24 protein-coding genes are annotated in these 24,222 nt (G+C 68.9%); 2 read left to right on the top strand and 22 right to left on the bottom strand.

Annotation, left to right across the window (positions count from 1 at the left end):
* Positions 1–13: 13 nt before the first annotated feature.
* Both NWF24_RS28690 and NWF24_RS28685 read right to left on the bottom strand, forming a co-directional pair.
* Positions 14–1,138, bottom strand: a complete 1,125-nt coding sequence (locus NWF24_RS28690; RefSeq protein ID WP_258351486.1) for a type VI secretion system protein — start codon at positions 1,136–1,138, stop codon at positions 14–16.
* Positions 1,135–2,469 (bottom strand): DotU family type IV/VI secretion system protein, encoded by a 1,335-nt coding sequence (locus NWF24_RS28685; protein ID WP_258351485.1) that lies wholly within the window; start codon positions 2,467–2,469, stop codon positions 1,135–1,137. The genes NWF24_RS28690 and NWF24_RS28685 overlap by 4 nt, the downstream gene beginning before the upstream one ends.
* A 243-nt stretch (positions 2,470–2,712) precedes the next feature.
* Here NWF24_RS28685 and NWF24_RS28680 point away from each other — a divergent pair, with 243 nt between their 5' ends.
* Positions 2,713–3,411 carry a response regulator transcription factor gene (locus NWF24_RS28680; protein ID WP_258351484.1) on the top strand — a complete coding sequence of 233 codons (699 nt, stop codon included), beginning with the start codon at positions 2,713–2,715 and terminating at the stop codon, positions 3,409–3,411.
* On the opposite strand, the gene NWF24_RS28675 is transcribed toward NWF24_RS28680, so the two are convergent.
* From NWF24_RS28675 to NWF24_RS28645, 7 genes are read right to left on the bottom strand one after another with little or no spacing between them, the layout of a single operon-like run.
* On the bottom strand, positions 3,408–4,715 hold the full coding sequence (locus NWF24_RS28675; protein ID WP_258351483.1) for an MSMEG_0569 family flavin-dependent oxidoreductase: 1,308 nt from the start codon (positions 4,713–4,715) through the stop codon (positions 3,408–3,410). The genes NWF24_RS28680 and NWF24_RS28675 overlap by 4 nt on opposite strands.
* A 33-nt stretch (positions 4,716–4,748) precedes the next feature.
* Positions 4,749–5,033 (bottom strand): MSMEG_0570 family nitrogen starvation response protein, encoded by a 285-nt coding sequence (locus tag NWF24_RS28670; RefSeq protein WP_258351482.1) that lies wholly within the window; start codon positions 5,031–5,033, stop codon positions 4,749–4,751.
* Positions 5,024–6,034, bottom strand: a complete 1,011-nt coding sequence (locus NWF24_RS28665; protein ID WP_258351481.1) for a sll0787 family AIR synthase-like protein — start codon at positions 6,032–6,034, stop codon at positions 5,024–5,026. The genes NWF24_RS28670 and NWF24_RS28665 overlap by 10 nt, the downstream gene beginning before the upstream one ends.
* Positions 6,031–6,603, bottom strand: coding sequence for an MSMEG_0567/Sll0786 family nitrogen starvation N-acetyltransferase (locus tag NWF24_RS28660; protein WP_258355374.1), 573 nt, complete (start codon positions 6,601–6,603; stop codon positions 6,031–6,033). The genes NWF24_RS28665 and NWF24_RS28660 overlap by 4 nt, the downstream gene beginning before the upstream one ends.
* A 2-nt stretch (positions 6,604–6,605) precedes the next feature.
* Positions 6,606–7,676 carry an MSMEG_0568 family radical SAM protein gene (locus tag NWF24_RS28655; RefSeq protein ID WP_258355373.1) on the bottom strand — a complete coding sequence of 357 codons (1,071 nt, stop codon included), beginning with the start codon at positions 7,674–7,676 and terminating at the stop codon, positions 6,606–6,608.
* Positions 7,639–8,694, bottom strand: a complete 1,056-nt coding sequence (locus NWF24_RS28650; protein ID WP_258351480.1) for a Nit6803 family nitrilase — start codon at positions 8,692–8,694, stop codon at positions 7,639–7,641. The genes NWF24_RS28655 and NWF24_RS28650 overlap by 38 nt, the downstream gene beginning before the upstream one ends.
* Before the next feature lie 13 nt (positions 8,695–8,707).
* Positions 8,708–9,190: an MSMEG_0572/Sll0783 family nitrogen starvation response protein gene (locus tag NWF24_RS28645; protein ID WP_093058775.1), complete on the bottom strand. Its 483-nt coding sequence runs from the start codon at positions 9,188–9,190 to the stop codon at positions 8,708–8,710.
* 354 nt (positions 9,191–9,544) lie between these two features.
* On the opposite strand from NWF24_RS28645, the gene NWF24_RS28640 reads away from it, so the two are divergent.
* Complete coding sequence (locus NWF24_RS28640; RefSeq protein ID WP_258351479.1) at positions 9,545–10,936, top strand: aminotransferase-like domain-containing protein; 1,392 nt, start codon at positions 9,545–9,547, stop codon at positions 10,934–10,936.
* Between the two features lie 19 nt (positions 10,937–10,955).
* On the opposite strand, the gene NWF24_RS28635 is transcribed toward NWF24_RS28640, so the two are convergent.
* From NWF24_RS28635 to NWF24_RS28575, 13 genes are all read right to left on the bottom strand, one after another.
* Positions 10,956–13,382 (bottom strand): TonB-dependent siderophore receptor, encoded by a 2,427-nt coding sequence (locus tag NWF24_RS28635; protein WP_258351478.1) that lies wholly within the window; start codon positions 13,380–13,382, stop codon positions 10,956–10,958.
* On the bottom strand, positions 13,379–14,452 hold the full coding sequence (locus NWF24_RS28630) for a FecR family protein (protein ID WP_258351477.1): 1,074 nt from the start codon (positions 14,450–14,452) through the stop codon (positions 13,379–13,381). The genes NWF24_RS28635 and NWF24_RS28630 overlap by 4 nt, the downstream gene beginning before the upstream one ends.
* Positions 14,449–14,949 carry a sigma-70 family RNA polymerase sigma factor gene (locus tag NWF24_RS28625; RefSeq protein WP_093058818.1) on the bottom strand — a complete coding sequence of 167 codons (501 nt, stop codon included), beginning with the start codon at positions 14,947–14,949 and terminating at the stop codon, positions 14,449–14,451. The genes NWF24_RS28630 and NWF24_RS28625 overlap by 4 nt, the downstream gene beginning before the upstream one ends.
* 339 nt (positions 14,950–15,288) lie before the next feature.
* Positions 15,289–15,909 carry a hypothetical protein gene (locus tag NWF24_RS28620; RefSeq protein ID WP_258351476.1) on the bottom strand — a complete coding sequence of 207 codons (621 nt, stop codon included), beginning with the start codon at positions 15,907–15,909 and terminating at the stop codon, positions 15,289–15,291.
* A gap of 165 nt (positions 15,910–16,074) precedes the next feature.
* Positions 16,075–16,800 (bottom strand): SGNH/GDSL hydrolase family protein, encoded by a 726-nt coding sequence (locus NWF24_RS28615; protein ID WP_258351475.1) that lies wholly within the window; start codon positions 16,798–16,800, stop codon positions 16,075–16,077.
* A gap of 124 nt (positions 16,801–16,924) precedes the next feature.
* The gene (locus NWF24_RS28610) at positions 16,925–17,467 is read right to left on the bottom strand and encodes an Rrf2 family transcriptional regulator (RefSeq protein ID WP_258351474.1); all 543 of its coding nucleotides are present in this window, start codon (positions 17,465–17,467) and stop codon (positions 16,925–16,927) included.
* Positions 17,468–17,589: 122 nt separating this feature from the next.
* Positions 17,590–18,510, bottom strand: coding sequence for an SMP-30/gluconolactonase/LRE family protein (locus NWF24_RS28605; RefSeq protein WP_258351473.1), 921 nt, complete (start codon positions 18,508–18,510; stop codon positions 17,590–17,592).
* A 17-nt stretch (positions 18,511–18,527) separates the two neighbouring features.
* Positions 18,528–19,418, bottom strand: a complete 891-nt coding sequence (locus NWF24_RS28600; RefSeq protein WP_258351472.1) for an amidohydrolase family protein — start codon at positions 19,416–19,418, stop codon at positions 18,528–18,530.
* 8 nt (positions 19,419–19,426) lie between these two features.
* A complete protein-coding gene (locus tag NWF24_RS28595; RefSeq protein WP_258351471.1) occupies positions 19,427–20,383 on the bottom strand; it encodes a Bug family tripartite tricarboxylate transporter substrate binding protein in 957 nt (318 codons plus the stop codon).
* Between the two features lie 23 nt (positions 20,384–20,406).
* Complete coding sequence (locus NWF24_RS28590) at positions 20,407–21,393, bottom strand: Bug family tripartite tricarboxylate transporter substrate binding protein (protein WP_375338424.1); 987 nt, start codon at positions 21,391–21,393, stop codon at positions 20,407–20,409.
* 62 nt (positions 21,394–21,455) lie between these two features.
* Complete coding sequence (locus tag NWF24_RS28585; protein ID WP_258351470.1) at positions 21,456–22,382, bottom strand: NAD(P)-dependent oxidoreductase; 927 nt, start codon at positions 22,380–22,382, stop codon at positions 21,456–21,458.
* A complete protein-coding gene (locus tag NWF24_RS28580; RefSeq protein WP_258351469.1) occupies positions 22,379–23,068 on the bottom strand; it encodes an RraA family protein in 690 nt (229 codons plus the stop codon). Before NWF24_RS28580 ends, NWF24_RS28585 begins: the two co-directional genes overlap by 4 nt.
* 38 nt (positions 23,069–23,106) lie before the next feature.
* The gene (locus tag NWF24_RS28575) at positions 23,107–24,093 is read right to left on the bottom strand and encodes a Bug family tripartite tricarboxylate transporter substrate binding protein (protein WP_093174993.1); all 987 of its coding nucleotides are present in this window, start codon (positions 24,091–24,093) and stop codon (positions 23,107–23,109) included.
* Between the last annotated feature and the right edge of the window lie 129 nt (positions 24,094–24,222).

Here is a 24,222-nt window from a genome sequence, read left to right as displayed (position 1 = left end):
CCTCGGGGGCGGGTCATGACGGCCGCCCTGGCCGCACCAGCGGTTGGTCGGCGGGCAGGAAGTGCTCGAACAGATCATTCACGAAGGCCCCGCGGGTTGAGTCCGATGCGGCTGCCGTGAGGTAGAGCCCGCGCCAGCGCGGCGTGCGCGAGGACTTGCCGTGGTTCTCGAACAGCACCTGCGCGAACTGGCGCAGGCCGGGCTGCAGCGCGCGCACGGCCTCCACGAATTCATGAATGGCGAGCCGTCCTGCGGCGCCGGGTTGCTCGCGCAGCAGCGCCATGCGCAGCGCGTGCAGGTGCTTCGCGATGGGGTCGAACACGGTATCCAGCCGCTCGCCGGCCGGTGTCTCGATGAAGGGCGAGGCGTCGGTCAGCCGGTGCCCCAGCACCTGCGCCAGCACCTCAGGCGGCAGCGCGCCGCGCAGGGCCGCATAGCCCGTGAGCTGTTCGAGCCCGGTCACGACGAGGTAGGTGGGCAGCTGCAGGCGCAGGGTGTCGCTGGTTTCGTCGAGCAGGCGGCGCGCTCGCGCGGCCAATGACTTCAGCTCCGTGGCATCGGCATGCAGCAGCTCGCCCGCCGCCACGCCCACCACCAGGCCGTTGAGCGGCAGCCGGTTGCGCCGCTCGGCCAGCGCGAGCAGCGACTGCAGCCACAAGCCGCGCAGCGGCGGCGTACCGGCCGTGTCGCCGAGCGCGCCCGGATGGATCTCTATGGACACCGTCGCGCCTGTCAGCCACCAGTGCCACCACGTCGCGCCGAAGGGTTCGCCGCTGCCACCTCCGCTCGCGGGGGCGGGCGGGGGCACGCGTTCGGCGTGCGCTGTAGCGAACAGGCCGGGCAGGTTGGCTGCCGCGTCGCCGAAGCACAGGAACCACGGCGCGGGCACCACGGCTTTCGGCCGTGGCGAGCGGCGCAGGGCTTGCTGCGCCTGCGCCATGCCGTCTCTCAGGGCGTCGATGGCAGCCTCGTCGGCGCCGGTGGATGGCGCGCCGAGCGCCGCGATGCGCTTCTGCAGCCCCCGTCGGCGCGCACCGCGGCCCGCATCGCGCACCACCGCGTACAGCAGGCCGAAGCCGAGCAGGCACAGCGCCAGCAGCAGCCAGAAGCGATGGGTGGGCGAGAGCAGGGCGTTCATCGGGAAACGGTCTCGAGGAAGACGAAGTCGGCGATCAGCCGCTCGCTGCTCTTGCCGGCCGCGAGCGCCTCGCGCAGCCGCAGCAGGTAGGCGGAGGCCAACTCGTAGGGCGGACGATCGGAGGTTTCGCTGAATGGCGTCGGCGACGACAGCACGGTGACCAGCACGTTGCCGAAGGGCGGGCTCACCAGCCAGCTCGACGGAATGTCGCGGCCCAGCTCCAGCGTTTCGCCGGCGTGCAGCCGCGTGGGCATCTGCCCGGCATTGAGGTGCATGACCGAGCCGTCGACCGTGTAGTAGTCGACCCAGATGTAGCTGTCGTGGCGCGGCGCCACCACTTGCACGCGCACGTTGTCGCCCTCGCGCAGCTGGCCTTCTCGGGCCGAGGGCGCGGTCACGTCCAGCCCGTAGACCTTCTCGTTGTTGCGCATCTGGTAGGGCTTGAGGATGGCGAACACCTCGCAGTGCGGCCATACGCGCAGGCCGATGTCGAAGCGCGGCGCCTTCACGCCGGGCAGCGCGCTCACTTCATGCTCCACGCGCGGCAGGTCGCCCGGCAGCGAGACGAAGCCGGTCACTTGCGTGCGGCCGTCGCGGTCGACGGTGGCAGTGAGGTCGGCGCAGGCAAAAGTCTGCAGGTGCTGCTCGACGCGCTGGCTCAGGCCGGTGGCGGCCGCGGGCGACCCGGTGGACCACAGCCACAGCAGGTAGAGCAGGGGCAGCGCCAGCGCCAGCGCGGCGCTGCTCAGCAGCAGCGTGCGGTCGCGCCGGCGCGTGTCGTTGGGGCCGCGCGGGTCGGGCACCTCGTAGGGCTGCGGCGTGATGCGGTCCTGCACCAGGCTGCCGGTGGACAGCGGGCGCAGCAGCAGCTGGCTGCCGTGCAGGTCTTTCAGCTTGCCCAGCTCGCCCTGGTCGCCGTCCTCGAAGTAGTACTGGCCCTTGAAGCCGAGCGCCAGCGCATGCCAGTACACCTCGCGCACCGCGTCGTCCCGCGCGCCCAGGGCCGACAGGTGGTGGAAGAACTCGCTGTGCGCGTTGTTGGAGTTGAAGAGCTGCACCTGCAGCGGGGCCGCCGCGCCTGCCGCCAAGGTGGCCTCGGGGTGGCGCGCGAGGATTTCGTCGATCCAGGCCACCATTGCGAAAGCCGCCGATTCGATCTGCCCCGCGGGCGTGCCCGAGGCCTCGGCGGCGGCGCGGGCCGCGTCGAGCCGCTGGCGGGCCTGCTGCTGTGCAGCATCGTGCGCCAGCATGGGCGTGCCGGCCGCGATCGATGCGTCCAGTGCGAGGCCGAACGAGATGAAGCTGGAGAAGCAGTCTAGAAGGCGAGCCATGGGCGGGCCCGCTCAGCCATGCGTTGCGAAGGATGCCCGGCGCCAGAGTCTGCTGCGATGGCACATGCCCATGTCCCCGGTTCCTTCGAGTAGGCGTTCATTCTTTCAAAGGGGGCGCGGCGGGCGCCATATCGCTTGGGGTCTATGCCGTTGGTGGGGCGGGCGGCCTTGCTGAGCGGGGCATTCGCCGGTATCTTCAGCGTCTGCAAGTGCACTGCACGCTGGGACACGGGGAAAGACATCATGAAAATCCTGATCGCCGACGACCACCGGCTCGTCATCGAGGCGGTCAAAGCCAAGTTGTCGGAGCTGGAGCCTGGCATCGAATTCGTTCTGGCGATGAGCGTCGACGAATTGCTTGCCGGAGCCACCGACGATCTCGACCTGGCCCTGATCGACCTCAACATGCCAGGCGCCGACGGCCAGGCCCACATCGACGAAATCCGCCGCCGCCATCCGGCCGTGCCGGTGATCGTGCTGTCGGGCTACGAAGACCCGGCCATCATGCGCAGCGCGCTCGAGCGCGGCGTGCTCGGCTTCATTCCCAAGGCGTATTCGCCCGAGGTCATGCTCTCGGCCGTGCGGCTGGTGCTGGCCGGCGGCGTGTATGTGCCGCCGATGATGCTCACGGCGCTGCCGCCGGGCATCGTGGCCGGCATGGGGCCGCAGGCGGCCACCGAGGCGCTGACGCGCGGCGCAGGCGGCGGCAATGGCGGCACCCAGACGCTGGAGCACCTGCGCAACGTGCTCACCGAGCGCCAGGTCGAGGTGCTGCAGCTGCTGTCGCAGGGCAAGCCCAACAAGCTGATCGGGCGCAGCCTGGGCATCAGCGAAGGCACCGTGAAGATCCACCTGGCAGCCATCTTTCGGGCGCTCAATGTGCGCAACCGCACAGAGGCGGTAGTGGCTGCGCAGGCGCTGACCGAGGCGCAGCAGGCCTAGGCTGCGCGCAACTCGGGGGGCGGTGCGGTTTCGGCACTGCCGCGCAACCCCTCTTTTCTCTGCGCAATGGCTTGGGCCAGAAACTCGGCATCGCGCGCCACGCCCGAGAAGCGACCCGAACCCCACGTGTACAGCCAGGGCAGCCCGAGAAAGTAAAGCCCCGGCTCGTTCGTCACGCCGCGCAGGTGCACCGGTGCGCCGCGCCCGTTGAACACCGGCGCGTCGACCCATGCGAAATCGGGTGAGAAGCCGATGCACCAGACCACGCTGGTGATGCCCGCCGCCGCAAGGTCGAGCCGCGTGCGTTCTTCCTGCGGCTCCCACACCGGCGCGTAGACCGAAGGCGGCGGCGCCTCGATGCCCTGCGCGGCGATGTGCTTGTCGATCGATGCGTTGATGCGGTTGTAGGTGCCGTCGGCCTGGTCGAGGTTGTCGCGCAGGTTGGGCTGCAGCTCGAAGCTGCCGTTGTCGAAGCCGCTCAGCAGGCCATACAGCTCCATGCCTTCGAGTGCGAAGCGCCGCAGGTCGATGTCGCGTCCGCCGTCGCGGCCGGTCACGTAGTGGTTGGTGTTGTCGCGCACGCCTTCGCGCAGCGGATGCTCGGTGACCGGCATGTCGTAGTACTTCATGTCGGCAAGCCAGTCGACCACCTCGCGGCCCCGGTAGAAGCGCGCACAGCGCGGCGCGTTGCCGGTGGCCAGGTGCACCTTGCGGCCGGCCAGGTGCAGGTCTTCGGCGATCTGCGCGCCCGACTGGCCGCAACCCACCACCAGCACCGCGCCCTCAGGCAGCTGCGCCGGGTTGCGGTACTGCGCGGAGTGGAACTGCGCCACGCTTGCAGGCAGCTTCTCGGCCAGGCGCGGCACGATGGGGCGGTGGTAGCCGCCGGAGGCCACCACCACCTGGTCGGCGGTGTAGAGGCCGGCGTCGGTCTGTACGCTGAAGCGCTCGCGCTCGCGTTCGCCATCACGCGATACGCGTTCGACAGTCACGCCTTCGATGGCTGGCGCCTTCACGTGCTCGACGAAGCCCGCGAGCCATTCGTTGATCTGGTCCTTGACCATGAAGCCGTGCGGATCGCTGCCGATGTAGCCCCAGCCCGGCAGCTGGCACTGCCAGTTGGGTGTGACGAGGCAGAACGAATCCCAACGCTGCGTGCGCCAGGTGTGCACGAGGCTGCGCTTCTCGATCACGAGGTGGTCGATGCCGCGCTGCTGCAGGCAATGGCTCAGCGACAGGCCGGCCTGGCCGCCGCCGACGATAACGACGCTGTAGTGGCTGCGTCCGCCGTAGGGGTGTGACATGGGTTTCTTCTTTCTCTCTGGATGTGGGGACGGTCAGTCGAAGGAGACGACGGTGACCTGGGCCTCTGCGGTTTCGCTGAAGCGCGTGGCGATGTGTTCGATCTCGGCGAGCTGGTCCATGGCCTGCGAGCAGGCGAAGCCGTACTTCGCGCGAACCCGCTCGGAGGCCATGCCCAGTGCCTCGCGCGTGCGCCGCATGAAGTCGGCCAGGGCATAGCGTTCGCCGGGCGCGAGGTAGTCGCGCACCACGCTGGAAGGTGAATAGCAGCGGGTTTCGCTGGCATCGGGCCAGCGCACGCGAAAGTGCACTACAGGCATGTGGCGGGCTCCCGCAGGGCGATGGGCGGCTGGATGAAGGCATCGCTGCCGAAGTCCCACAGCAGCGCCTCTTCGCCTTCAGCGCGCAGCCGCACCCGCCGGGTGGCATCGACTTCGCCGATCACGCCGCAGGCGATGTCGCGCGCGGCAAAGCGCGCCATCACCGAGGCCACCTGCGCGGGCGCCACGCTGAGCACGAAGCCGTAGCTGGGGAACGAAGACAACCAGCGCAGCAGCGGCACGCCGTCGGGCCGTGGCAGCGCATCGAGGTCGATGCGCGCGCCTACGCCAGAGCATTCGAGCAGCATCATGGCCGTGCCCACCGCGCCGGCCATGCTGATGTCTTTCGCGGCGCCGCACAGGCCGTCTTCGGCGATGGCCGGCAGCAGCTCCAGGTCGGCGCGCAGCCGTGCGGCGGGCGCGTGGGTCGAGGCGTTCCAGTATGGAAAGGGCTCTTCGTAGGCGCCGCGCAGGTCGGCGGCCATCACGAGCAGGTCGCCCGGCTTCGCGTCGAAGCTGGTCAGCAGCCGGCGCGCATGACCGAGGATGGCCACTGCCAGTTGTGGCCGCTCGCTGCGGTTGTTGCTGTGCCCGCCGACGATGGGCACGCCGTAGCGCACGGCGGCCTCGGCCATGCCGCGCAGCACGTCGTCGGCGGGGCTCATGCCGCTGCTCCACAGCGCATCGACCACCGCGGTGGGGCGCCCGCCCATGGCGTAGATATCGCTCACGTTGACCATCACGCCGCAATAGCCCGCGAACCAGGGCATGCGCACGATGAAGTCTTCCACCAGCCCTTCGATGGCGAACAGCAGGTAGCCGCCGTGGCCGTCGGGAATGGCCGCGCAGTCGTCGCCGATTGGCACGGCCTGCGCGAGCGCGGCATGGCCGCCGGGCAGCGAGCGGCCGAGGGCCGACACCACGTCGCTGATGTCGCGCTTGTGGGCGAAGCCACGCGTGGCGCGCAGGGCTTCGGCAATCTCGCGGACGTTCGTCGTCATGCCAGCACCTTGGCGCGCGTGACGAAGCCGCTCACGGGGTCGTGGCAGGGCGGGTAGCGACCGAGGTCGGCCTGCATGCGCGCATGCGGGCGGCCATGCACGCTCGTTTCTTCGAGCACCGTCCAGCCAAGCTTGTTGAACAGCGGCACGTTCTGCATCTGCACCTGCGCGAAAAAGGTCTCGCAGCCCAGTGCATTGGCGCGTGACACGGCCAGCCGTATCAGCGTCGCGCCCAGATGCCCCTGGCTGCGGAACGCGGGGTGCACCGCCAGCCGCGAGCCCCACCATTCGCCTTCGGCTTCACCGCGATGGATGCGCACCGTGCCCACCACCTGCTCGGGCATGCCGCCGTTGCACGACATGGCCGCCAGCAGGCGCGCGTGGTCGTCGATGGCATCGCGGTCGTCGCGCGCGAAGATGCCCTGCTCGATGCAGAACACCGCGCGGCGCAGCGCCATGGCCTCGTCGCGCTCCCACTGCTGGGCGGCTTCGCGCACCAGGTATTCGACGGGCGCGTAGTGGTCGCCCATCCGTTCGCACATCTCGCAGAGGTCGTCGATGCACAGCATGCTCAGCTTTCGTAGACCGATAACGACGAGCATGCGCCGCACTTGCCGCAGCCGGCCTTGATGTCGGCCGAGCGCAGGCCCGCCGCCACCACGCGTTCGCCCAGCGGCGCGAGCAGCGACTTCATGAACTCCGGCGTGGGCGCAGGATGGTCCTCGAGCGGCGTGCCGCTGATCGGCACGAAGGGCACGACGAAGGGGTACACGCCGCGCGCCAGCAGCTGGTCGCAGGTGTCGAGGATGGCTTCGCGCGTGTCGCCCAGCCCGGCCAGGATGTAGGTGCTGACCTGCCCGCGCCCGAACACGCCCACGGCGGCGTCGAAGGCGCTCATGTAGCGCGAGACGGGCACGCTGGCCTTGCCCGGCATGATGCGTTCGCGCACCTCGGGCGTGACCACTTCGAGGTGCATGCCCAGCGTGTCGATGCCCGCGGCCTTCATGCGGTGGAACCACTGGTCGTCGTCGGGCGGCTCGCACTGGCCCTGGATGGGAATGTCGACCGCGGCCTTGATGGCGAAGGCACTCTCGCACAGCACGGCCGCGCCGCGGTCGGTGGCGTTGGGCGTGCCGGTGGTCATCACCATGTGTTTCACGCCGTCGAGCAGCACGGCGGCGCGCGCCACCTCGGCAAGCTGCTCTGGCGTCTTGCGCGCGATGGTGCGGCCGGCCGCGAGCGACTGGCCGATTGCGCAGAACTTGCAGCTTTTCTTGCGGCTTTCGTAGCGGATGCAGGTCTGCAGCACGGTGGTTGCCAGCACGTCGCTGCCGTGCAGCGTGGCGATGTGCGAGTAGGGCACGCCGTCGAAGGTCTGCATCGCGTAGAAGCGCGGCTGCTTCGGAAAGCTGATGCTCGCAATGGGGATGCTGCCGCGCATCACGCGGCTCATGCCGGTGGCATCGGGCGCCTCGGCGGTGAAGGGCGAGTGCCAGGCGGTGGAGGTGTGGACCGGCACCATGATCGTGTGGCCGTCGACCGTCACGGCCTTGTGGTCCGACGGGCCCGCGCCGCCGCGGCGGCTCGCGACGCCGGCCGAAGGGTCAACCAGCCGCAACCCGAAGGACTGGAGCTCTGTCATCAGCTGCCGGCTGTCCTGGGGATGCATCGTCGTGGGTGTTGTCGTCATGGTCGGGGCTCCGTTGGGCGAAAGGTTGCGTGAGGTGCATGGGCACGGTGGTCTGCGCCGGCCGGTCGTTGATGGCGAGCGACAGCAGCTCGGGCCGCGCGTAGTGGCCGACCGAATCCATCATTCGCTTGCGCTTGGCGATCAGCGCCATGTCGAGGTCGGCCACCACCATGCCTTCGCCCTCTGTGAGCGGCGGCGCGAGGTGCTTTCCCTCGGGCGAGACGATGGCCGTGTGGCAGCCGCCGCGCAGCGCCTTCTGCAGATTGGCGTCGGGCGTGACCGAGCGGATCTGCTCGTCTGTGAGCCAGCCGGTGGCGTTGACCACGAAGCAGCCCGACTCCAGCGCGTGGTGGCGGATGGTCACTTCCATCTGCTCAGCGAAGATCGGGCCGACCAGCGAGCCGGGAAACTGCGCGCAGTGAATCTGCTCGTGCTGCGCCATCAGCGCGTAGCGCGCGAGCGGGTTGTAGTGCTCCCAGCAGGCCAGCGCGCCGACGCGACCCACGGCGGTGTCGACCACCTTGAGGCCGGCGCCGTCGCCCATGCCCCAGACCATGCGCTCGTGATAGGTGGGCGTGATCTTGCGGCGCTTGAGCACCAGCGTGCCGTCGGCGTCGAACACCAGCTGCGTGTTGTAGAGGCTGCCGTGGTCGCGCTCGTTCACGCCGAGCACCACCACCATGCCGCGCGCACGGGCCCGCTCGGCCACCGCCTGCGTGACGGGGCCGGGCACCACCACCGCGCGCTCCACGAGCTGCAGGTGCGGCGCACCCTGCAGCACCGGCGGCAGCACGAAGCTGAAGTAGGGGTAGTAGGGCACGAAGGTCTCGGGAAAGACCGCGATCTGCGCGCCCTTCGATGCGGCTTCGTCGATGGCGCTGCACACCCGGTCGAGCGTGCCGTCGGGCCGCTCGAAGTCGGGCGCGATCTGGATCGCCGCTGCGCGCACGATGCGGGAGGTGGAAGCCATCGCTCGTGCTGCCTTACAGCGTCCAGGTGTCGATGACCACTGCGTTGGCCTTCTTGTGCAGCAGCACGAGGTCAAGCACGTCGAGCGGGTTGATCGGCGTGATGCCCTCGATCAGCGCGCCTTCGCCGTGGCCGTACAGCGCCTGCAGCGCGAAACGGCAGGCGTACACCTTGCCGCCCTCTTCCATGAACTTGGCGAGTTGCTTGTTGAAGTTCTGGTGGCCCGGAAAGGCTTCGTCGCCCAGCGTGGGAAAGCCGCGCTGCACGCCCAGCGTCACGCCGGGGCCGTACAGCAGGACGGAAGTCTCGAAGCCCTTGCGACGCAGCCGTGTGGCCTGCAGCAGGTTCACGAAGCCGATCGAACCCTCGAAGGCCACTGTATGAAAGGTGACGAGCGCCTTCTGGCCCGGCTCGGCCTTGACGTCTTCGAACACCTTCTCTTCGTAGTCGACGAGGAACTCGCCTTTCTCGTTGCGGGGGCGGGTGACTTTGGGCATGGGGTACTCCGGTTGGGTGGTGGGTACGCAGGTGTTGCGTGCCTTTTCCTTCGCAGGCGATGTGCCAGCGGTTTGCCGGGCTCATGCGATCAATGCGCGATCAACGTGCAGCAGTGCGGGCTGCGTGCGCGCAAAATTTTTTCCGGCACCCGGAAACGCGGGTTCGAGGTGGGCCTGCGCGGCCTGTTCTGCACCGTGACGACGCACATGCCATGCGATCAATGCACCCGATCAATGGGGTTGATCGCACCTGATCGAAGCATTCTTCCCCTCTGGAGCGGGCGCGGATCCTGCATGTTGATCGGTAGCCAGATGCAATCAATGAATGCAATCAACTTCGCCGGACCATCACCGATGACCACGATCACCGCCCACTGGCGCAAGCAGCTGCGCAACACCTCCCGGCCGGCCTACCTGCTGCTGGCCGACCTGATCGCCGACGACATCAAGACCGGTCGCCTCGGCGTGCGCGACCGCTTGCCCACGCTGCGCGAGCTGGCTGCCGACCTGGAGCTGAACTACACGACGGTGGCGCGCGGCTACGCCGAGGCACGCAAGCGCGGGCTGATCGACTCGCGCGCCGGCACCGGCACCTTCATTCGCTCGGGCAGCCCGAGCCTGCGGCTGCGCGGCGGCAGCGGCGCCGAGATGACGATGAACATGCCGCCCGAGCCCGGCGACGAGCACCTGATGGCACGGCTGCACGACAGCGCGAGTCGCGCCTTTGCGCAGGTCGATTTCCACGACCTGCTGCGCTACCAGGACTTCGGCGGCACCGCGCACGACCGCGCCGCCGCCATGCACTGGCTGCGGCCCTTCGTGCCCGAGGCGAGCGTCGACCGCATCCTGGTGTGCCCTGGTATCCACGGCGTGCTGACCGCGCTGTTCTCGCAGCTGGCGCGGCCGGGCGAGCTGATCTGCGTGGAGTCGCTCACCTACCCCGGCGTGAAAGCCATCGCGGCGCAGCTCGGCGTGCAGCTGCACGCGCTGCAGATGGACGACGACGGCCCCATCGCCGATGCCTTCGAGCACGCCTGCAAGACGCTCAAGCCCAAGGCGCTGTACTGCAACCCCACGCTGCTGAACCCCACGGCCGCCACCGTGTCGCGCGCGCGGCGCGAGGCGCTGGCCGACGTGGCGCTGCGCTATGCGGTACCGATCATCGAGGACGACGCCTACGGCATGCTGCCGCGCCAGACGCCCGCGTCGCTGGCCACGCTGGCGCCGGGGCTCACTTATTACGTGAGCGGTTTCTCCAAGTGCTTCGGCGCGGGGCTGCGTAGCGCGTACGTGTGCTCGCCGACGGTGGTGCAGTCGCAGCGGCTGGCGGGTGCGATGCGCGCCACCACGGTGATGGCCTCGCCGATCACCAACGCGCTGACCACGATGTGGGTGGAAGACGGCACGACCGAAGAGATGCTGCAGGCGGTGCGCGCGGAGTCGGTGGCGCGGCAACTGCTGGCCACGCGCTACCTGGGCGACAGCGGCCTGCAGGCGCACCCCGAGGGCTTTCATGCCTGGCTGCCGCTCACGCCGGGATGGAGCCCGGTGGAGTTCGCGTCGTACCTGCGCACGCAGAACGTGGGCGTGGTGGCGAGTGCGGCTTTTTCCACCGATGGCGACCCGCCCGATGCGGTGCGCATCTGCCTGGGCGGGCCGATGTCGCGCGAGCAGTGCGATCAGGCGCTGCGGTTGATTGCGGACACGCTGGCGCATCCGCTGCATCCGCACGCGACGCTGCGCTGACCAGCCGCTGCCGTGGTGGCTACCAGCGGTAGGTGAGCTTCGCCTGCACCGTGCGCCCCTGGCCGAAGTACTGGCCGTAGCCCGCGACGTAGCTCTTGTCGAAGAGATTGGTGGCGTTCAGCGCAAAGCTGTAGGGGCCGCGTTCGTAGCGGATGGCCGCGTCGACCAGTGTGTAGGCCGGGTTGTAGCTGCTGTTGTCCACGCTGGCCGGCACCTTGCCGACACGGCGCACGCCGCCGCCCACGCTCCAGCCCTGCAGCTCGGAGCTGCCGAAGCGGTAGTCGAGCCACAGCGCGGCGGTCTGGCGCGCTGTGTTGAGCGGCTGCTTGCCCAGTTCTTCGGGGTTCAGGCTGCGGGTGATCTTTGCGTCGAGCAGGGTGTAGCTGGCCACCAGCTTGAGCTGTCGGGTCAGCGAGGCGCGCGCCTCGAACTCCGGGCCGCGCGTGCGCACCTCGCCGATCTGCGAAACCGGGTTGAGCACGTACGGGGTGAACGTGGGCGAGTTGTTCTTCTTCAGGTCGAAGACCGACACGGTGAACAGTGCGTCCACGTCCGGCGGACGGTACTTCAGGCCCACCTCGAACTGCCGGCCGAGCTCGGGCTTCAGGAGGTCGCCGCCGCCGGCGATGGTGCCCAGCAGCGGGGTGAACGAGGTCGAGTAGCTGAAGTAGGGCGCCAGGCCGTTCGGCGCGAGGTAGAGCAGGCCCGCGTTGTAGGTGGTCTTGGTGTTGGTGTCGAGGCCGATGGACGACGCTGCCGCCTGCGGCCCCGGGCTGGCGCTGTTGTGCGCCCGGTCCTGCCGCACGGCCAGCCCGAGGGACCACGGCCCCGCGCGCATCTGGTCCTGCACATGGAACCCGCGCTGCGTGATGCCGTTGGTCGACTGAACGGAGAACGCGGGCTCGGGCACGGGCGCGCCATAGACCGGTGCGAAGGCATCGATGGAAGAGGCCGGATCGACGCTGGTCTGCGTGGTGCTGCTCTGGCGCTGGTACTCCAGCCCCATCAGCAGCGTGTGCTCCACCGGCCCGGTGCGAAAGCGCCCTTCGAGCTGGGTGTCGAGCGTGGTGGTGCGGCTCCTGTCCTTCATCCGCACCGCCGAGCGGTCGAGCGTGCGCAGGTCGCTCTCGAAGCCGGTGCCGTAGACCTGCCGGTAGTCGATGTCGAGCGTCGCGTGGCGCGCGTTCTGCCGCAGCGTCCAGTTGTCGTTCAGCTGGTGCTCCAGCAGGTAGGTGAGCGAGAACGCGTCGCGGTTGTAGCGGTCGAAGCCGGGCTCGCCGATGAAGCGCTCGCGCGGAATGCTGCCGTTGGGGTTGGGCGAGATGAGCGCGCCTTCGGGCCAGATGCTCTTGGGCGTCATGCGGTCGCGCGTGGCCTCGGCCATCAGCGTGACCTTGGTGCGCGGCGATGGCGTCCACGTCAGCGACGGTGCGATGAAGCCGCGGTCGTCGCGCGAGAAGTCGGTCTGGCCGTTGCTGTTGCGCAGCACGCCGTTGAGCCTGAAGAGCAGGCTGCCGTCGGCGGTCATCGCGCCGCCGAGGTCGAAGCTGCCCTGGTAGCGGTTGCGATTGCCTACCGAAAGGCTCACCTCGCGAACCGCCTCCGCCGAAGGGCGCTTCGACACCATGTTGATGGACCCGCCCGGCGCCGACGGGTCGTAGACCGCGCCCGGTCCTTTCAGCAGCTCGACGCGTTCCAGCGCCTGCGGCTCGACCAGCCACCGCGTGACGAGGCTGGTGGTGGGGAGCTTGAAGCCGTCGAGGTATTCGGCGGGCGTGAAGCCTCGCACCGTGAGCGACGCGAAGCGCGGGTCGTAGCCGCTGACCTCGGTGAGCACGCCGGCGGAGTAGCGCAGCGACTGCTCGACGGTGTGCACGGCCTGGTCGTCCATCTGCGCGCGCGTGACGACGGTGACGGCGCGCGGCGTTTCGAGCAGCGACGTGTCGGTGCGTGTGGCGGTGGCGCTGCGCTGCGCCACGTAGCCCTGCACCTGGCCGTCAGCGCGCTCGCCCTGCGCGGTGACGGTGAGCGTGGGCAGCGTGCTGCCGGTGCCCGGGGTTGCCGCCGTGGCGACGGCCGGGCGCACCGCATAGGCGCCGCTGCTGCCGGGCACGGCCTCCAGCTGGTGGGGCGACAGCAGCTCGGCCAAGCCTTCGGGCACCGTGCGGCTGCCCTGGAGCGCGGCGGCACTCTTGCCATGCACCAGCGCCGGATCGAAAGACAGCGTGATGCCGGCCTGGCGCGCGAAGGTGCTGAGCGCGTCTTCGAGCGCGCCGGCCGGAACATCGAAACCGGCGCGCGCGGAAGCCTGCGCCTGTGCGCGTGCGGATCCTGCGGGCGCAGCCCATCCCGCCGCGACGCCCAGCAGCAGCGCGGGAAGCAGGGTGGGCCTTGCCGGCCGGAACCGCCAGAACCCGGGTGGGCGGTCCGGAGAAAGCCGTCTCAACGTCGCGCAACAGTCAATGTGCCTCCTGTGCCATGTTCGAGCCGTACAGGCAGTGTGCGAACCAGCGCTTCGAGCGCACGGCCGACCGGGTCGGGGCCGTTGAGCTGGAACACGCCCGACACGCGCAGCGAGGCCACGTCCGCATCGCACAGCAGCGGCGTGCCGTGGTAGCGCGCGAGTTCGGCGACGAAGGCGTCCAGGCGCATCTGCCGGGCCACCAGAGCGCCGTCGGTCCAGGCGTCGGGCTCGAAGCTGCGGTCCACGATGCGCTGGGGCTGTGCCGCGCCGCCGCGCACGATGTAGCCGTCGCCCGCCTGCGCGACCACCGGCGGTGCGCCTTCGGTGTGGATGGCCACGCGGCCTTCGGTGAGCGACAGCCGTGTCTGGTCGTCCTGCTCGCGCACGCCGAAGCGCGTGCCCAGCGCCTCGAAGCGGGCATGCGGCGTCTCGACCCAGAAGGCGCGGTGGCCCAGCAGCGCGCCGCTGTCGGCGCCGGTGCGCACGAAGAGCTCGCCGCGGCTCAGCACGATGCGCCGCTGGCGCGGCGAAAAGATCACCTGCACCTCGGAGCCGGTGTTGATGTTCAGCTCGGTGCCGTCGGCCAGCGTCACGCGCCGGCGCTCGCCCACGGCGGTGGCGTAGTTGGTGCGCCGTTCCCAGGGCGTTTCGCGCCAGACGAACAGGCCGACAACGCCGCCGGTGACAGCCAGGCCCAGCACGCTGAGCGCGCGGCGCCGGCTTTGCTGCTGCCGCTGCTGTTGCGCGCGCATCAGGGTCGCGGCCTGCAGCGCGCCGTGGGCCAGCGCGCCGCCTGCGTCGCCCATGTCACTGCTCATGCCGCTGCCGATGCGCGGCACCTGGCGGAAGGCGTCTTCCACGGCCTGCACCTGCTGCCAGGCCTGTTCGTGCGCGGGGTGCGCGGCGCGCCATGCGTCGCAGGCGTTGTGCGTTGTTTCGTCCGCGCTGCCGGAGCCCAGCCGCACGACCCAGGCGATGGCCTGTTCGAGCAGGTCGGAGGCGTTGCCGCCGTCGCCGGACGAAGGAGAAGAAGAGGGGAATGCAGGTTTCATCGCAGCGCCAAGCAGTGGCGGATGGCAGTTGCCATGTATTTCTCGACCGAGCTCAGGCTCACGTTCAGGCGCTGCGCGATCTCGGCATAGCCGAGGCCGTCGAGCCGCGAGAGCAGGAAGGCGCTGCGCGCCTTGGGCGGGAGGCCGTCGAGCATGGTGTCGATGCGCACCAGCGCCTCGACCAGCAGCAGTTGCGTCTCGGGCGAGGGCGCCTGCGGCTCCGGCAGGGCCGCGATGGCTTCCATGCAGGCGCGCTCCAGCGTGCGGCGGCGCACGTGGTCGACCACGAGGCCGTGCGCGATGGTGGTGAGCCAGGCACGCGGCTCGCGCACCTCTTCGACATCGCCCGGACGGCCCAGCACGCGCACGAATGTGTCCTGTGCGAGGTCGGCGGCGTCGCCCGCGTGGCCGAGCTTGCGGCGCAGCCATCCGAGCAGCCAGCCGTGGTGGTCGCCATAGAGGGTTTCCACACTGCGCGTGGGAGGACGGTCCGGCATGGAAGGCAGAGAGAAGTCGTTCGGGAACGCAGCGAGCGTTGCAGGCATGAATCTATCTCACTGGGTTGACATTTGTGAAAGATTTACTGCCGCGGCTGCATCCCGCCGGGGGATGGCCCCGGGTCTGCATGATCGGCGCGAGCGTGGACAGGCTGGTGGCGCTGGTGCTGCCAGCCTCGCAGCGCCCGAGGCCGATCGACAGCGCAAGGCCGCCCGCCGCCGCGCCGAGGCAGCACACGCTGGCCAGCCAGGAGCGCAGGGAGCCAGTGACACCGACGGTGGCTCGCGCCCGTGTTCGTGCGCGGGGGCGCGGCGGCACGAAGAGCCAGGGGGTGGCCATCACAGCAACCCCTTCGGGGCACGCGCCGCGCGGTCGCCGTACAGCGGAAACCGCAGCGTGAGACAGCCGTCGCCCAGAGGCGAGGGCGCGGTGTAGATGCGCGCGCCGTGCCGCGCCACGATGGCCCGGCAGGCATGGATGCGGGGCGTGGCCGCGCGGCCGGCGCTGGTTTCGAAGGCGTGCGACAGGCGGGGTGCGTCGATGCCGGTGTCGCTGTCGATAGTGGCCTCGCGCCAGCTGATCACCGCCTGGTGCCCTTCGGCGCGCGCCAGCACGTGCAGCGTCGTGCCCTGCGGCAAGGTGGCGGCCGCCGCGTCGGCGATGTGCGCCATGAGCTGGGGCAGGTCGCCGGCGATCACGGCCACCGGCAGCGGATCTTCCGGCAGGCGCAGGTCGAGCCCGATGCCGCGTTGCGCCAGCGTCGCCCCGTGGGTGACGGCGAGCGCGCGCAGCGGCTGTCGCAGGTCGATGCGCTCGCGCGTGGCGACGGGCCCCGGCCGCGCGCCGATGTGGGCCGGCGGCGTGCCCGCGGCGCGCACACTGAGCGCCTTGCCCGTGAACCAGACGGCGCCGAGCGCGAAGAAGGCGGTCGCGACGATGCAAAGGCTGCTGACGCTCATCTGGCAGCCTCCTGGCGGGGCGATGTGAGCGACTTGGGCGATGGTGTATGGAAAGTGCTCTGAAGCATGGCGAGGCGGCTCCTCTTTCGGTCTCAGGTGAATTCACTTCCTTGCCGAACGGAGCCGCCAAAACCCGTAATGGCGCATCGAAAAAAGTTGCGGGCGTCAGTACCTGCACTCGGGCGCGGCCTGGTCGAGCAAGGCCACGATGCGCCCGACCAGCCGTTCGCTGTAGGCGGGCGCGGGGTGCAGCACGTCGGCCATTTCGGCGGGCTTGAAGGAAACGGCGCCCCAGTCGGCAAACAGCGCGCCGGTTTCGCCGGCCACGCGCCGGGCGATGTTGTCGGCCGCGTCCCTGCCCGGTGCGGGGTGCGTCTGGCGGCTGAGGCCGGTGATGACCGGCGTGCGCCCCTGGGCCTGCACGTGCGCCACCATGCGGCGCAGCGCCGGCTCGTAGGGCTGGCCGAACTGCCCGTCGTTGATGCCGTGTTGCAGCACCACGAAATGCGTGGTCAGCGGTGTGCTGGAGAAGGCGGGCGCGCGCTGGGTGGCTGTCGACCCCGGCGCGCTGTTGTCGAACACCGTGTAGGCCGGCCGCAGGCGCTTGAGCATCGCCGCGGGCGGCTCGTCGAAGCGCTTGTTGTAGCCGTAGGCACCGTGGAGGATCGAGTCGCCCTCCAGGGTGACGGTGCAGTCGCGGGGTGCGTCGTCGGGAGCTTTCGCGGACGCTGCCGGACGGGTCGGGGCACTGCTGCTGTGGCTATTGCTGCTGCCCCTGTCGCCTCCGCAGGCGGGGACCAGCGCACCGATCGCAAGGATGGCAAGCAGCGTGAAAGCGATGTCGGACAGGCGGACACAGGCCGCGTGGGGGCGTGCGGAAAGAGAAACCAAGGCGATCTCCGGCAAGGGCCTCCGGCGTTTTCCGGAAGCATCGATCCCTTGCCGTACGAGTTTTCAAAACCCGTAATGCGCCTTGCGTTTCAGGTCAGTCGGCCATGTAAAGCCTGCTTTGTCTTCAGCGCTTGGCGAACACGCCGTTCCACGCGAACACCGAGTTCGGCGCGTTCACGCGCATCGGCAGGGCCGCGGGGCTCGGTGGGGCTTCTTTCTTCTTCGGGGGCTCGTGCTCGACGCGCACGCCCTTGGCCAGCTGGTCTTCGACCAGGCTCTGCAGCGTGACGGAGCCCAGGAATTCCATGACATGGTGCTTGGCGGAGGCCCACAACGCATCGGTCGAGTAGCAGCCCTTGCTGCTGCCGGCGTCTTCCTTGTTCGTCGAGGCTTCGGTGTCGGCCAGTGGCTGGCCATCGACCGAAGCGAGGATGTCCGCCACGGTGATTTCGGACGCCCTGCGCGTCAGCGTGTAGCCGCCGCCCGGTCCGCGCGTTGCCTTGATCAGCGCATGCTGGCGCAGCTTGCTGAACAGCAGTTCGAGCGACGAGCGGGCAATGTGCTGTCGTCGGCTGATCGACGCCAACGGTACGGGGCCATCCCGTTCGCGCATGGCGACATCGATCATGGCCGTCAAGGCGAAGCCGCCCTTCGTCGTGAGACGCATGGAGTGTTCCTCGGTGTTGGGTTTTGCAAACAATGCGTGATAGGTGTGCAAAAGACCGGGAAAGTTTCCTTCGGGAGGTAAAGGCCTTTTTTGAAACAAATCGAAAAAAGCCCGCTGCGGGGCTAGGACGACCAGCGATGAAGTTCCACGCCAGGAGCGTCGAGTGCCAGCTTCAGCACGTTGCCGTGCGTGGAGTCGGTGACGAACAAGGTCGACCTGCCAGGGCCGCCGAAGGCAATGTTCGTCGTCGACGCACCGGTGGGCCCGCGCAGCACCATGACGGGTTCGGCGCGCGTGTTGAGCACCCAGACATAGCCCAGGCCGGGGTTGGCCACCAGCACTCGCCCCTGCGTGTCGACCGCGAGCCCATCAGGGCCGCTGGGCCCGTAGGACGTGAAGAACTGGCTCACCTTGGCAACGCTCCCGTCGGCCAGCAAGGGCGCGCGCCAGACGCAGTTGCCGCGCGTCACCGCGAGATAGAGCACCTTGCCGTCCGGCGAGAGGGCGACGCCATTCGGGCTGGGCACGTTGGACAGCAGCAGGTCGAGCTGCCCGTCGGGCCTCAGGCGATACAGGCGACCCGATGGGTCGTGCAAGCCGCTCTGGCCCTGGTCCGTGAAATACACGTTGCCTCGCGCATCGAGCACCAGGTCGTTCACGCCCTTGAAGCTCTCGGTGTTGCGCCGCTGAAGGTGTGGCGTGATGCGGCCGGTTCGCACATCCACCCGCATCAGGCCGTTCTTGTAGTCGGTGACGAGCAGGGCGTGTGCGTCGACGAACTTCATGCCGTTCGGCTCGCCGTCGTATTCGGCGACCAGTGTCCATTCGCCCGATGTGTCGATGCGGAAGATCCGGCCGAAAGGGATGTCCGTGACGTAGAGGTTGCCGTCGTCGTCGAACACAGGGCCTTCGAGGAAGGAGTCGGTCACCTGCCCGCCGCGATTGGCATCGGCCCAGACGCTGGGCTCCGGGCGGCGAAAGGACTCGGGCATGCTGGTGAAGGTCTGCAGGTCCAGCACCTGGGGCGCTTGAAGCAGGTACAAGTCGGTCTCCTCTGCGATCAGGTCATCGCGAAGCCATAGAGCCTCGCCGGGTTGTCGACCAGGATGCGGTCGCGCACGGCGGTGGCGCCATCGCACCATGCCGACAGCACGTTTGCCAGGTCGGCGTCGTTGACGGTTCCGGGAGTCTCCGTGGTGTGAGGCCAGTCGCTGCCCCAGACCAGCCGTTCCGGTGCTGCCTTGACCAGCGCACGGCCCAGCGCGAAGGCATCCTGGTAGGCGGGCGCTCCGTCGCGCGATCGCATGTAGACGCCCGACAGCTTCATCCACGTGTTGCCGCCGTCGAGCAGCCGTCGCGCCACCGCAAACGCCGCGCCATCGACGCCGTCGGCCGGGTCGATGCGGGCCATGTGGTCTATCACCAGCGGTACCGGGAGTGTCGCCAATATCGGCGCGAGTTCCATCAGTTGTTCGGGTTGCAGGAAGACCTGGATGTGCCAGCCCAGCCGGGCCACCTTGCGTGCCAGCGTCGTCAGCATCTGCGGCGTGGTGACGCCCCAGGACTGCGGCGTCACGAAGTTCACGCGCAAGCCGCAGATGCGATGCGCCGCCAGGCGGTCGAGTTCGTCGTCGGCCACGTCCTGGCCGACGACTGCGATGCCGCGCGCACGCTCGCCCAGTTGCGCGAGCGCGTCGAGCGTGCAGGCGTTGTCCGTGCCGTAGGTCGAGGGATTGACGACCACCGTGCGCGAGGTTCCTAGCCGCTGCTGGAGCAAGCGATAGGCTGCCACCTCGGCGCGCGGCGGCTGGCGCTTCCAGTGCGGCGACGCGGCGAAGCGCGGGTCGAAGATGTGCATGTGGCTGTCGCAGGCGTCGGCGGGCAGTGCAGCCGCGGGCCGGTTCGTCCCCACCGAATGGGGCACCGGCTGCGCGTCGGGGGCTTGGTTCATGGCTGTCTTCAGTCGAGCTTGATGTTGCCCTTGCGGATCACTTCCGCCCACTTCGCATCTTCCTTCTTCAGGAAGTCGGCGAACTCGGATGGCGTCGAGCCGACCGGCTGCACGCCCACATCCACGAAGCGCCGCTTCACTTCGTCATTCTTCAGGGCATCGACCACCGCCTTGTGGAGTTTGTCGGCGATGGGCGCGGGCGTGCCCGCCGGCAGGAGCAGGCCGTTCCACTCGTAGGCCTCGTAGCCGGGCGCAACGGTTTCGGCGATGGTCGGCACATCGGGCAGGCGCGCAGAGCGCTGCGGCGACGACACCGCCAGCGCGCGCAGCTTGCCGGAAGACACGAGCGGATACGACGCCGCGATGGTGCTGAACATGAAGTCGACCTGCCCGCCCATGACGTCGGAGATGGCGGGGCCGCCGCTCTTGTAGCCGACATGCACCATGTCGAGCCCGAGCCGCTGGCGCAGCAGTTCCGCCGCCAGCCGCTGCACGGTGCCGCTTCCGCCCGATGCGAAGTTGAGTTTCCCGGGTTCGGCCTTCGCCCGGTCCGCGAGGTCCTTGATGCTCTTCACCGGCGACTCCGCGCGGACGATCACGATGTTGGGCGCCAGCGAGACGAGCGCCAGCGGCTGCAGGGCATTGCCGGCGTACGGCATGCGGGGAAAGAGATGTGGATTAATCGAGTACGGCGTGGCGTCGTAGAGCACCGTGTAGCCGTCGGGCGCGGCCTTGGCGGCAAAGCTCGCGCCGATGGTTCCGCTGGCGCCGGGCCTGTTGTCGACGATCACGCTGGTGCCCAGCTTCTCGCCCATGCGCACCGCCAGCACGCGCGCCAGCGCGTCCGCGGAGCCGCCCGGCGCATACGGCACGACGAGCGTGATGGGGCGGTCCGGAAAGGCCGCCTGTGCGGACACGGCAGCAGTGAAGAGGCATGCGGCGAGCATGCGTTGGATGGCCTTCATCATGGATTCCTTGGGGTGTGCGGTCATTCGGTCTTGAGGTCGAGCGTTCGGGCCACCTCGCCGTAGAGCCTGACCTCGCGCGCCAGTTGCGCGCCGAAGGCATCGGCGCAGGTGTTCTGTGCTTCCATGCCGAGCGAGCGCAGCTTCTCTTGCGTGGCCGGCGCTTGCGCAAACTCGGTGGCTGCGCGGCGCAGCACGGCCAGGACTTCCGGCGGCGTTCTGGCGGGCGCAAGCAGGCCGTACCACGCGTCAGCCGTGTAGCCCTTGACGCCCACCTCCTCGAAAGTCGGCACGTCCGGCAGCAATGCCGATCGCTTCGGCGCCGCCACGGCCAGGGCCGTCAGCTTGCCCGACTGCACCTGTGTGAGCACCGAGCCCAGCGTGGCGAAAGAGCTGTCGACCTGGCCTCCCATGAGATCGGTCGTCGCCTGCGCCGCGCCCTTGTACGGAATGTGGTTCATCGACGTGCCTGTCAGCCGCGTGAACTGCGCACTCGCGAAATGCCCCGAGCTGCCCGAGCCCGGCGTGGCATAGGTGCGCTTGCCCGGTTCGGCCTTCACCGCCTGCAGGAACGCGCCGAACGACTTGACGGGCATCGATGGCCCGACGACCAGCACCGTCGGGCTCACGGCGAGCGAGCACACCGGAGCGAACGACCGCACGGCGTCGAACTTGACCCGCTGGCTGTAGAGAGCGGGGATCATCGTGTGATTCGTTGCGCCCAGCAGCAGCGTGTAGCCGTCGGCCGGCGCGGCAGCGACTGCCTCGGCTGCGAGGATCGTGTTGGCGCCGGGCTTGTTGTCGACGATGAAGGGCTGGCCCAGGGCGCGCGATGCATGGTCGGCAAAGGCGCGCGCCACCACATCGGTGGGGCCGCCTGCGGAAAAGCCGACGAGGATGCGCACCGGCTTGGCTGGCCAGGTCTGCGCATGCGCTGTTGCCAGCGCGGCCTGAAGCCCAATCAGCCCGAGCATGGCCATCGCCCGGCGGGCGTTCTTGCCTCTGTTCATTCTTGTCTCCTTGTTCTGGTCCGGATGATGCAGGCTGCCCTGCAGCCCCGAGCCTCAGGCTCTCAAGCGGCCGTCGTCTGGCGTGTGATGACTTGCAGCAGATTCTTCGCCGCACCCACGCCCATGTTCACGTAGGCATCGCTGGTCACGCCGCCGATGTGGGGGCTCAGCACGAAGTTCTTCTCGCCCTGGAACGGATGGCCGGGCGCCATCGGCTCGACCGCGAAGCTGTCCAGCCCGGCCATGGCCACCTGGCCCGAGCGGACCGCCGCCAGCAGCGCAGCCTCTTCGATCAGGCCGCCGCGTGCCGTGTTGATGACGATCACGCCGCGCTTGCATCGTGCCAGCGTCTCGGCGTTGAGCAGCCCGCGGTTGTCGTCCGTCAACGGGCAGTGCAGAGAGATGGCATCCGATTCGGCCCAGATGGTCGCCAGGTCCACGGCTTGTACGTACGCCGGAAGGTTCTTGGCGTACGGATCGAACCCAAGCACGCGCATGCCCAGCGCATCGGCCATGCGCGCGAAACGCAGCCCGATGGCGCCGAGCCCGATGAGGCCGATGGTGCGGCCGCCGAGCTCGAGGCTCTTGTGCGTTGCCTTGTCCCAGTGGCCGGCATGCATGCGCGCGTCCAGCGCCACCACCGACTTGGCGCAGGCCAGGAGCAGCGCGAGCGCCTGCTCGGCCACCGCCGCGGCATTGGCGCCCACGGCCGCGACCACTTCGATGCCGCGCGCCTGTGCGGCCGCCTTGTCGATCGTGTCCGTGCCGCTGCCGTGCTTGGAGATCACCTTGAGCGAAGAGGCCGCGTTCATGACCGCCGCGCCCACCTTGCCGTAGCGGACGATGATGGCCACGGGGTCATGCGCGCGGCACAGCGCCACGAGGTCGTCCTCGGTCGGCGTCTTGCCCGCGTAGATGACTTCGTATCCCTCGAGGAGGTCGAGTGCCTGCGGCGCGAGGTCGGCGCCCGTTACCAGGATGGCTCTCACAGCGTCTCGCCCTCCTTCAGCACACCGGCCGTGCGCAGCGCTGCATCGAGCCACTTGGCGGCGGTGTCCCCGCCCTTGATGGCGGCGATGCGCGCGGCCTCGTCCTTCACTTTCTTCGCAGCGAGAGGCAGCAGCGACTCGATTTTTTCGCGCTCCACCACGACCACGCCGTCGCCGTCACCGACGATGAAGTCGCCCGGATGCACCGTGACGCCGCCGATCGACACCGGATGGCCGATGCGTCCGCCGATGTTCTTGGTCGGCCCGTTCGGATTGGTGCCGACCGAGAACACCGGAAAGTCCATCTCGTCGATCTCGTTGCTGTCGCGGCAGGCCCCGTCGATGACCACGCCGGCAATGCCGACCTGCTTGCAGGCGGTCATCATGATCGTGCCCATGAGCGCGCAGGTCTGGTCTCCCTTGCCGTCGATGACGAGCACGTCGCCGGGCTTCGCCATGGCAATGGCGGCATGGATCATCAGGTTGTCGCCGGGGCGCACCTCCACGGTGATCGCGGTGCCGGCCAGCTTCATGCGAGGGCGCAGCGCCTTGATGCGGCCGTCCACCGCGCCGCGGCGCCCGGCCACGTCGGCCAGGATGGCTGGCTGGAATTCGGCGGCCTGCGCCACGATGTGCGCGGGCACGCGCTCGAAGTTGCGGACGATGTCGGGGAGGGGCGATGACATGAGGGTGCTTTCAGAAGTGATGGGATGAAGAAGGGCGCTCAATCCAGCTTGATGCCCGAAACCTTGACGACGGCGCCCCAGCGAACGCCGTCCGTGCGAATCAGCGATGCGAACTTCTCGGGCGGGCCGGACATCACCTCCGCGCCTTGCGCCGCGAGCTTCTTCTGCACTTCAGGCGTGGCGAGCGCCTTGTTGAAGGCTGCGTTGAGCTTGGTGACCGCATCCTTCGGCATGGCCGCGGGGCCTGCCACGCCGAACCAGGTGACGGCCTCGAAATCCTTGTAGCCCGACTCGGCCATGGTGGGCACGTCAGGCAAGTCGCGGTTGCGTTGCAGCGAGGTCACGGCCAGCGCGCGCAACTGGCCGCTCTTGATCTGCGCGATCAGGGTCGGCACGGACGAGATGTACATCTGGATCTGGCCGCCGACCAGGTCGGTCAGGCCTTGCGATGCGCCCTTGTAGGGAACATGCGTGAACTGCACGCCCGCGGCCTTCTGGAACTGCTCGGTGGCGAGATGGGCCACCGTGCCGTTGCCCGAGCTCGCGTAGTTGAGTGCGGTGGGCTTGGCCTTGGCTGCGGCGACCACGTCCGCGAGCTTCTTGTAGGGCGATGCGGCCGAGACCACCAGCACCAGCGGCGCGGAGGCGACGAGGCCGACAGCTGCGAGGTCCTTCACCGGGTCGTAGGGCAGCTTGGCGTAGAGCGTCGGATTGATCGCGAGGTTGCTGGTCTGCCCCAGCACCAGCGTGTAGCCGTCGGGGTTGGCCTTGGCCGCCGCGTCGACACCGATGTTGCCGCCAGAGCCGGGCTTGTTGTCGATGACGATGGTCCAGCCCTCCGAGGTCGCGACCTTGTTTGCCACCTCGCGGGCAATGATGTCCGTGCCGCCGCCCGGCGGGAACGGCACGACGAGGCGGATGGGTCGCGCCGGATAGCCTTGCGCCAGCGTCACGCCGCAAGAAAACAGAAGGGCGAGGCCGATGGCCGCGCGGCGAGGAATGGAGCTGGGGCTCGAGGTACGCATTTGTCTTGTCTCCGGAATCGTTCGATCAATCAGTGCCTGCGAGCGGTGGTGCTCTCAGGCATGAAGTGACTTTAGATTTGCGTTCCGCTCCATACAATGGTGGTCCACTGAACGGACCATGGACCACTG

It is taken from the genome of Variovorax paradoxus (assembly GCF_024734665.1).
GTDB lineage: Bacteria > Pseudomonadota > Gammaproteobacteria > Burkholderiales > Burkholderiaceae_C > Variovorax.
This window is presented reverse-complemented; position numbering and strand designations above follow the sequence as displayed.

Coding starts and splice junctions, on each gene's coding strand:
- NWF24_RS28675 (WP_258351483.1), bottom strand. CDS start 4,715: ATGTCACACCCCTACGGCGGACGCAGCCACTACAGCGTCGTTATCGTC.
- NWF24_RS28670 (WP_258351482.1), bottom strand. CDS start 5,033: ATGCCTGTAGTGCACTTTCGCGTGCGCTGGCCCGATGCCAGCGAAACC.
- NWF24_RS28595 (WP_258351471.1), bottom strand. CDS start 20,383: ATGAAGGCCATCCAACGCATGCTCGCCGCATGCCTCTTCACTGCTGCC.
- NWF24_RS28610 (WP_258351474.1), bottom strand. CDS start 17,467: ATGCGTCTCACGACGAAGGGCGGCTTCGCCTTGACGGCCATGATCGAT.
- NWF24_RS28655 (WP_258355373.1), bottom strand. CDS start 7,676: ATGACAGAGCTCCAGTCCTTCGGGTTGCGGCTGGTTGACCCTTCGGCC.
- NWF24_RS28580 (WP_258351469.1), bottom strand. CDS start 23,068: ATGTCATCGCCCCTCCCCGACATCGTCCGCAACTTCGAGCGCGTGCCC.
- NWF24_RS28575 (WP_093174993.1), bottom strand. CDS start 24,093: ATGCGTACCTCGAGCCCCAGCTCCATTCCTCGCCGCGCGGCCATCGGC.
- NWF24_RS28645 (WP_093058775.1), bottom strand. CDS start 9,190: ATGCCCAAAGTCACCCGCCCCCGCAACGAGAAAGGCGAGTTCCTCGTC.
- NWF24_RS28640 (WP_258351479.1), top strand. CDS start 9,545: ATGACCACGATCACCGCCCACTGGCGCAAGCAGCTGCGCAACACCTCC.
- NWF24_RS28625 (WP_093058818.1), bottom strand. CDS start 14,949: ATGCCGGACCGTCCTCCCACGCGCAGTGTGGAAACCCTCTATGGCGAC.
- NWF24_RS28630 (WP_258351477.1), bottom strand. CDS start 14,452: ATGAAACCTGCATTCCCCTCTTCTTCTCCTTCGTCCGGCGACGGCGGC.
- NWF24_RS28590 (WP_375338424.1), bottom strand. CDS start 21,393: ATGAACAGAGGCAAGAACGCCCGCCGGGCGATGGCCATGCTCGGGCTG.
- NWF24_RS28660 (WP_258355374.1), bottom strand. CDS start 6,603: ATGCTGTGCATCGACGACCTCTGCGAGATGTGCGAACGGATGGGCGAC.
- NWF24_RS28620 (WP_258351476.1), bottom strand. CDS start 15,909: ATGAGCGTCAGCAGCCTTTGCATCGTCGCGACCGCCTTCTTCGCGCTC.
- NWF24_RS28665 (WP_258351481.1), bottom strand. CDS start 6,034: ATGACGACGAACGTCCGCGAGATTGCCGAAGCCCTGCGCGCCACGCGT.
- NWF24_RS28600 (WP_258351472.1), bottom strand. CDS start 19,418: ATGAACCAAGCCCCCGACGCGCAGCCGGTGCCCCATTCGGTGGGGACG.
- NWF24_RS28680 (WP_258351484.1), top strand. CDS start 2,713: ATGAAAATCCTGATCGCCGACGACCACCGGCTCGTCATCGAGGCGGTC.
- NWF24_RS28685 (WP_258351485.1), bottom strand. CDS start 2,469: ATGGCTCGCCTTCTAGACTGCTTCTCCAGCTTCATCTCGTTCGGCCTC.
- NWF24_RS28650 (WP_258351480.1), bottom strand. CDS start 8,694: ATGGCTTCCACCTCCCGCATCGTGCGCGCAGCGGCGATCCAGATCGCG.
- NWF24_RS28690 (WP_258351486.1), bottom strand. CDS start 1,138: ATGAACGCCCTGCTCTCGCCCACCCATCGCTTCTGGCTGCTGCTGGCG.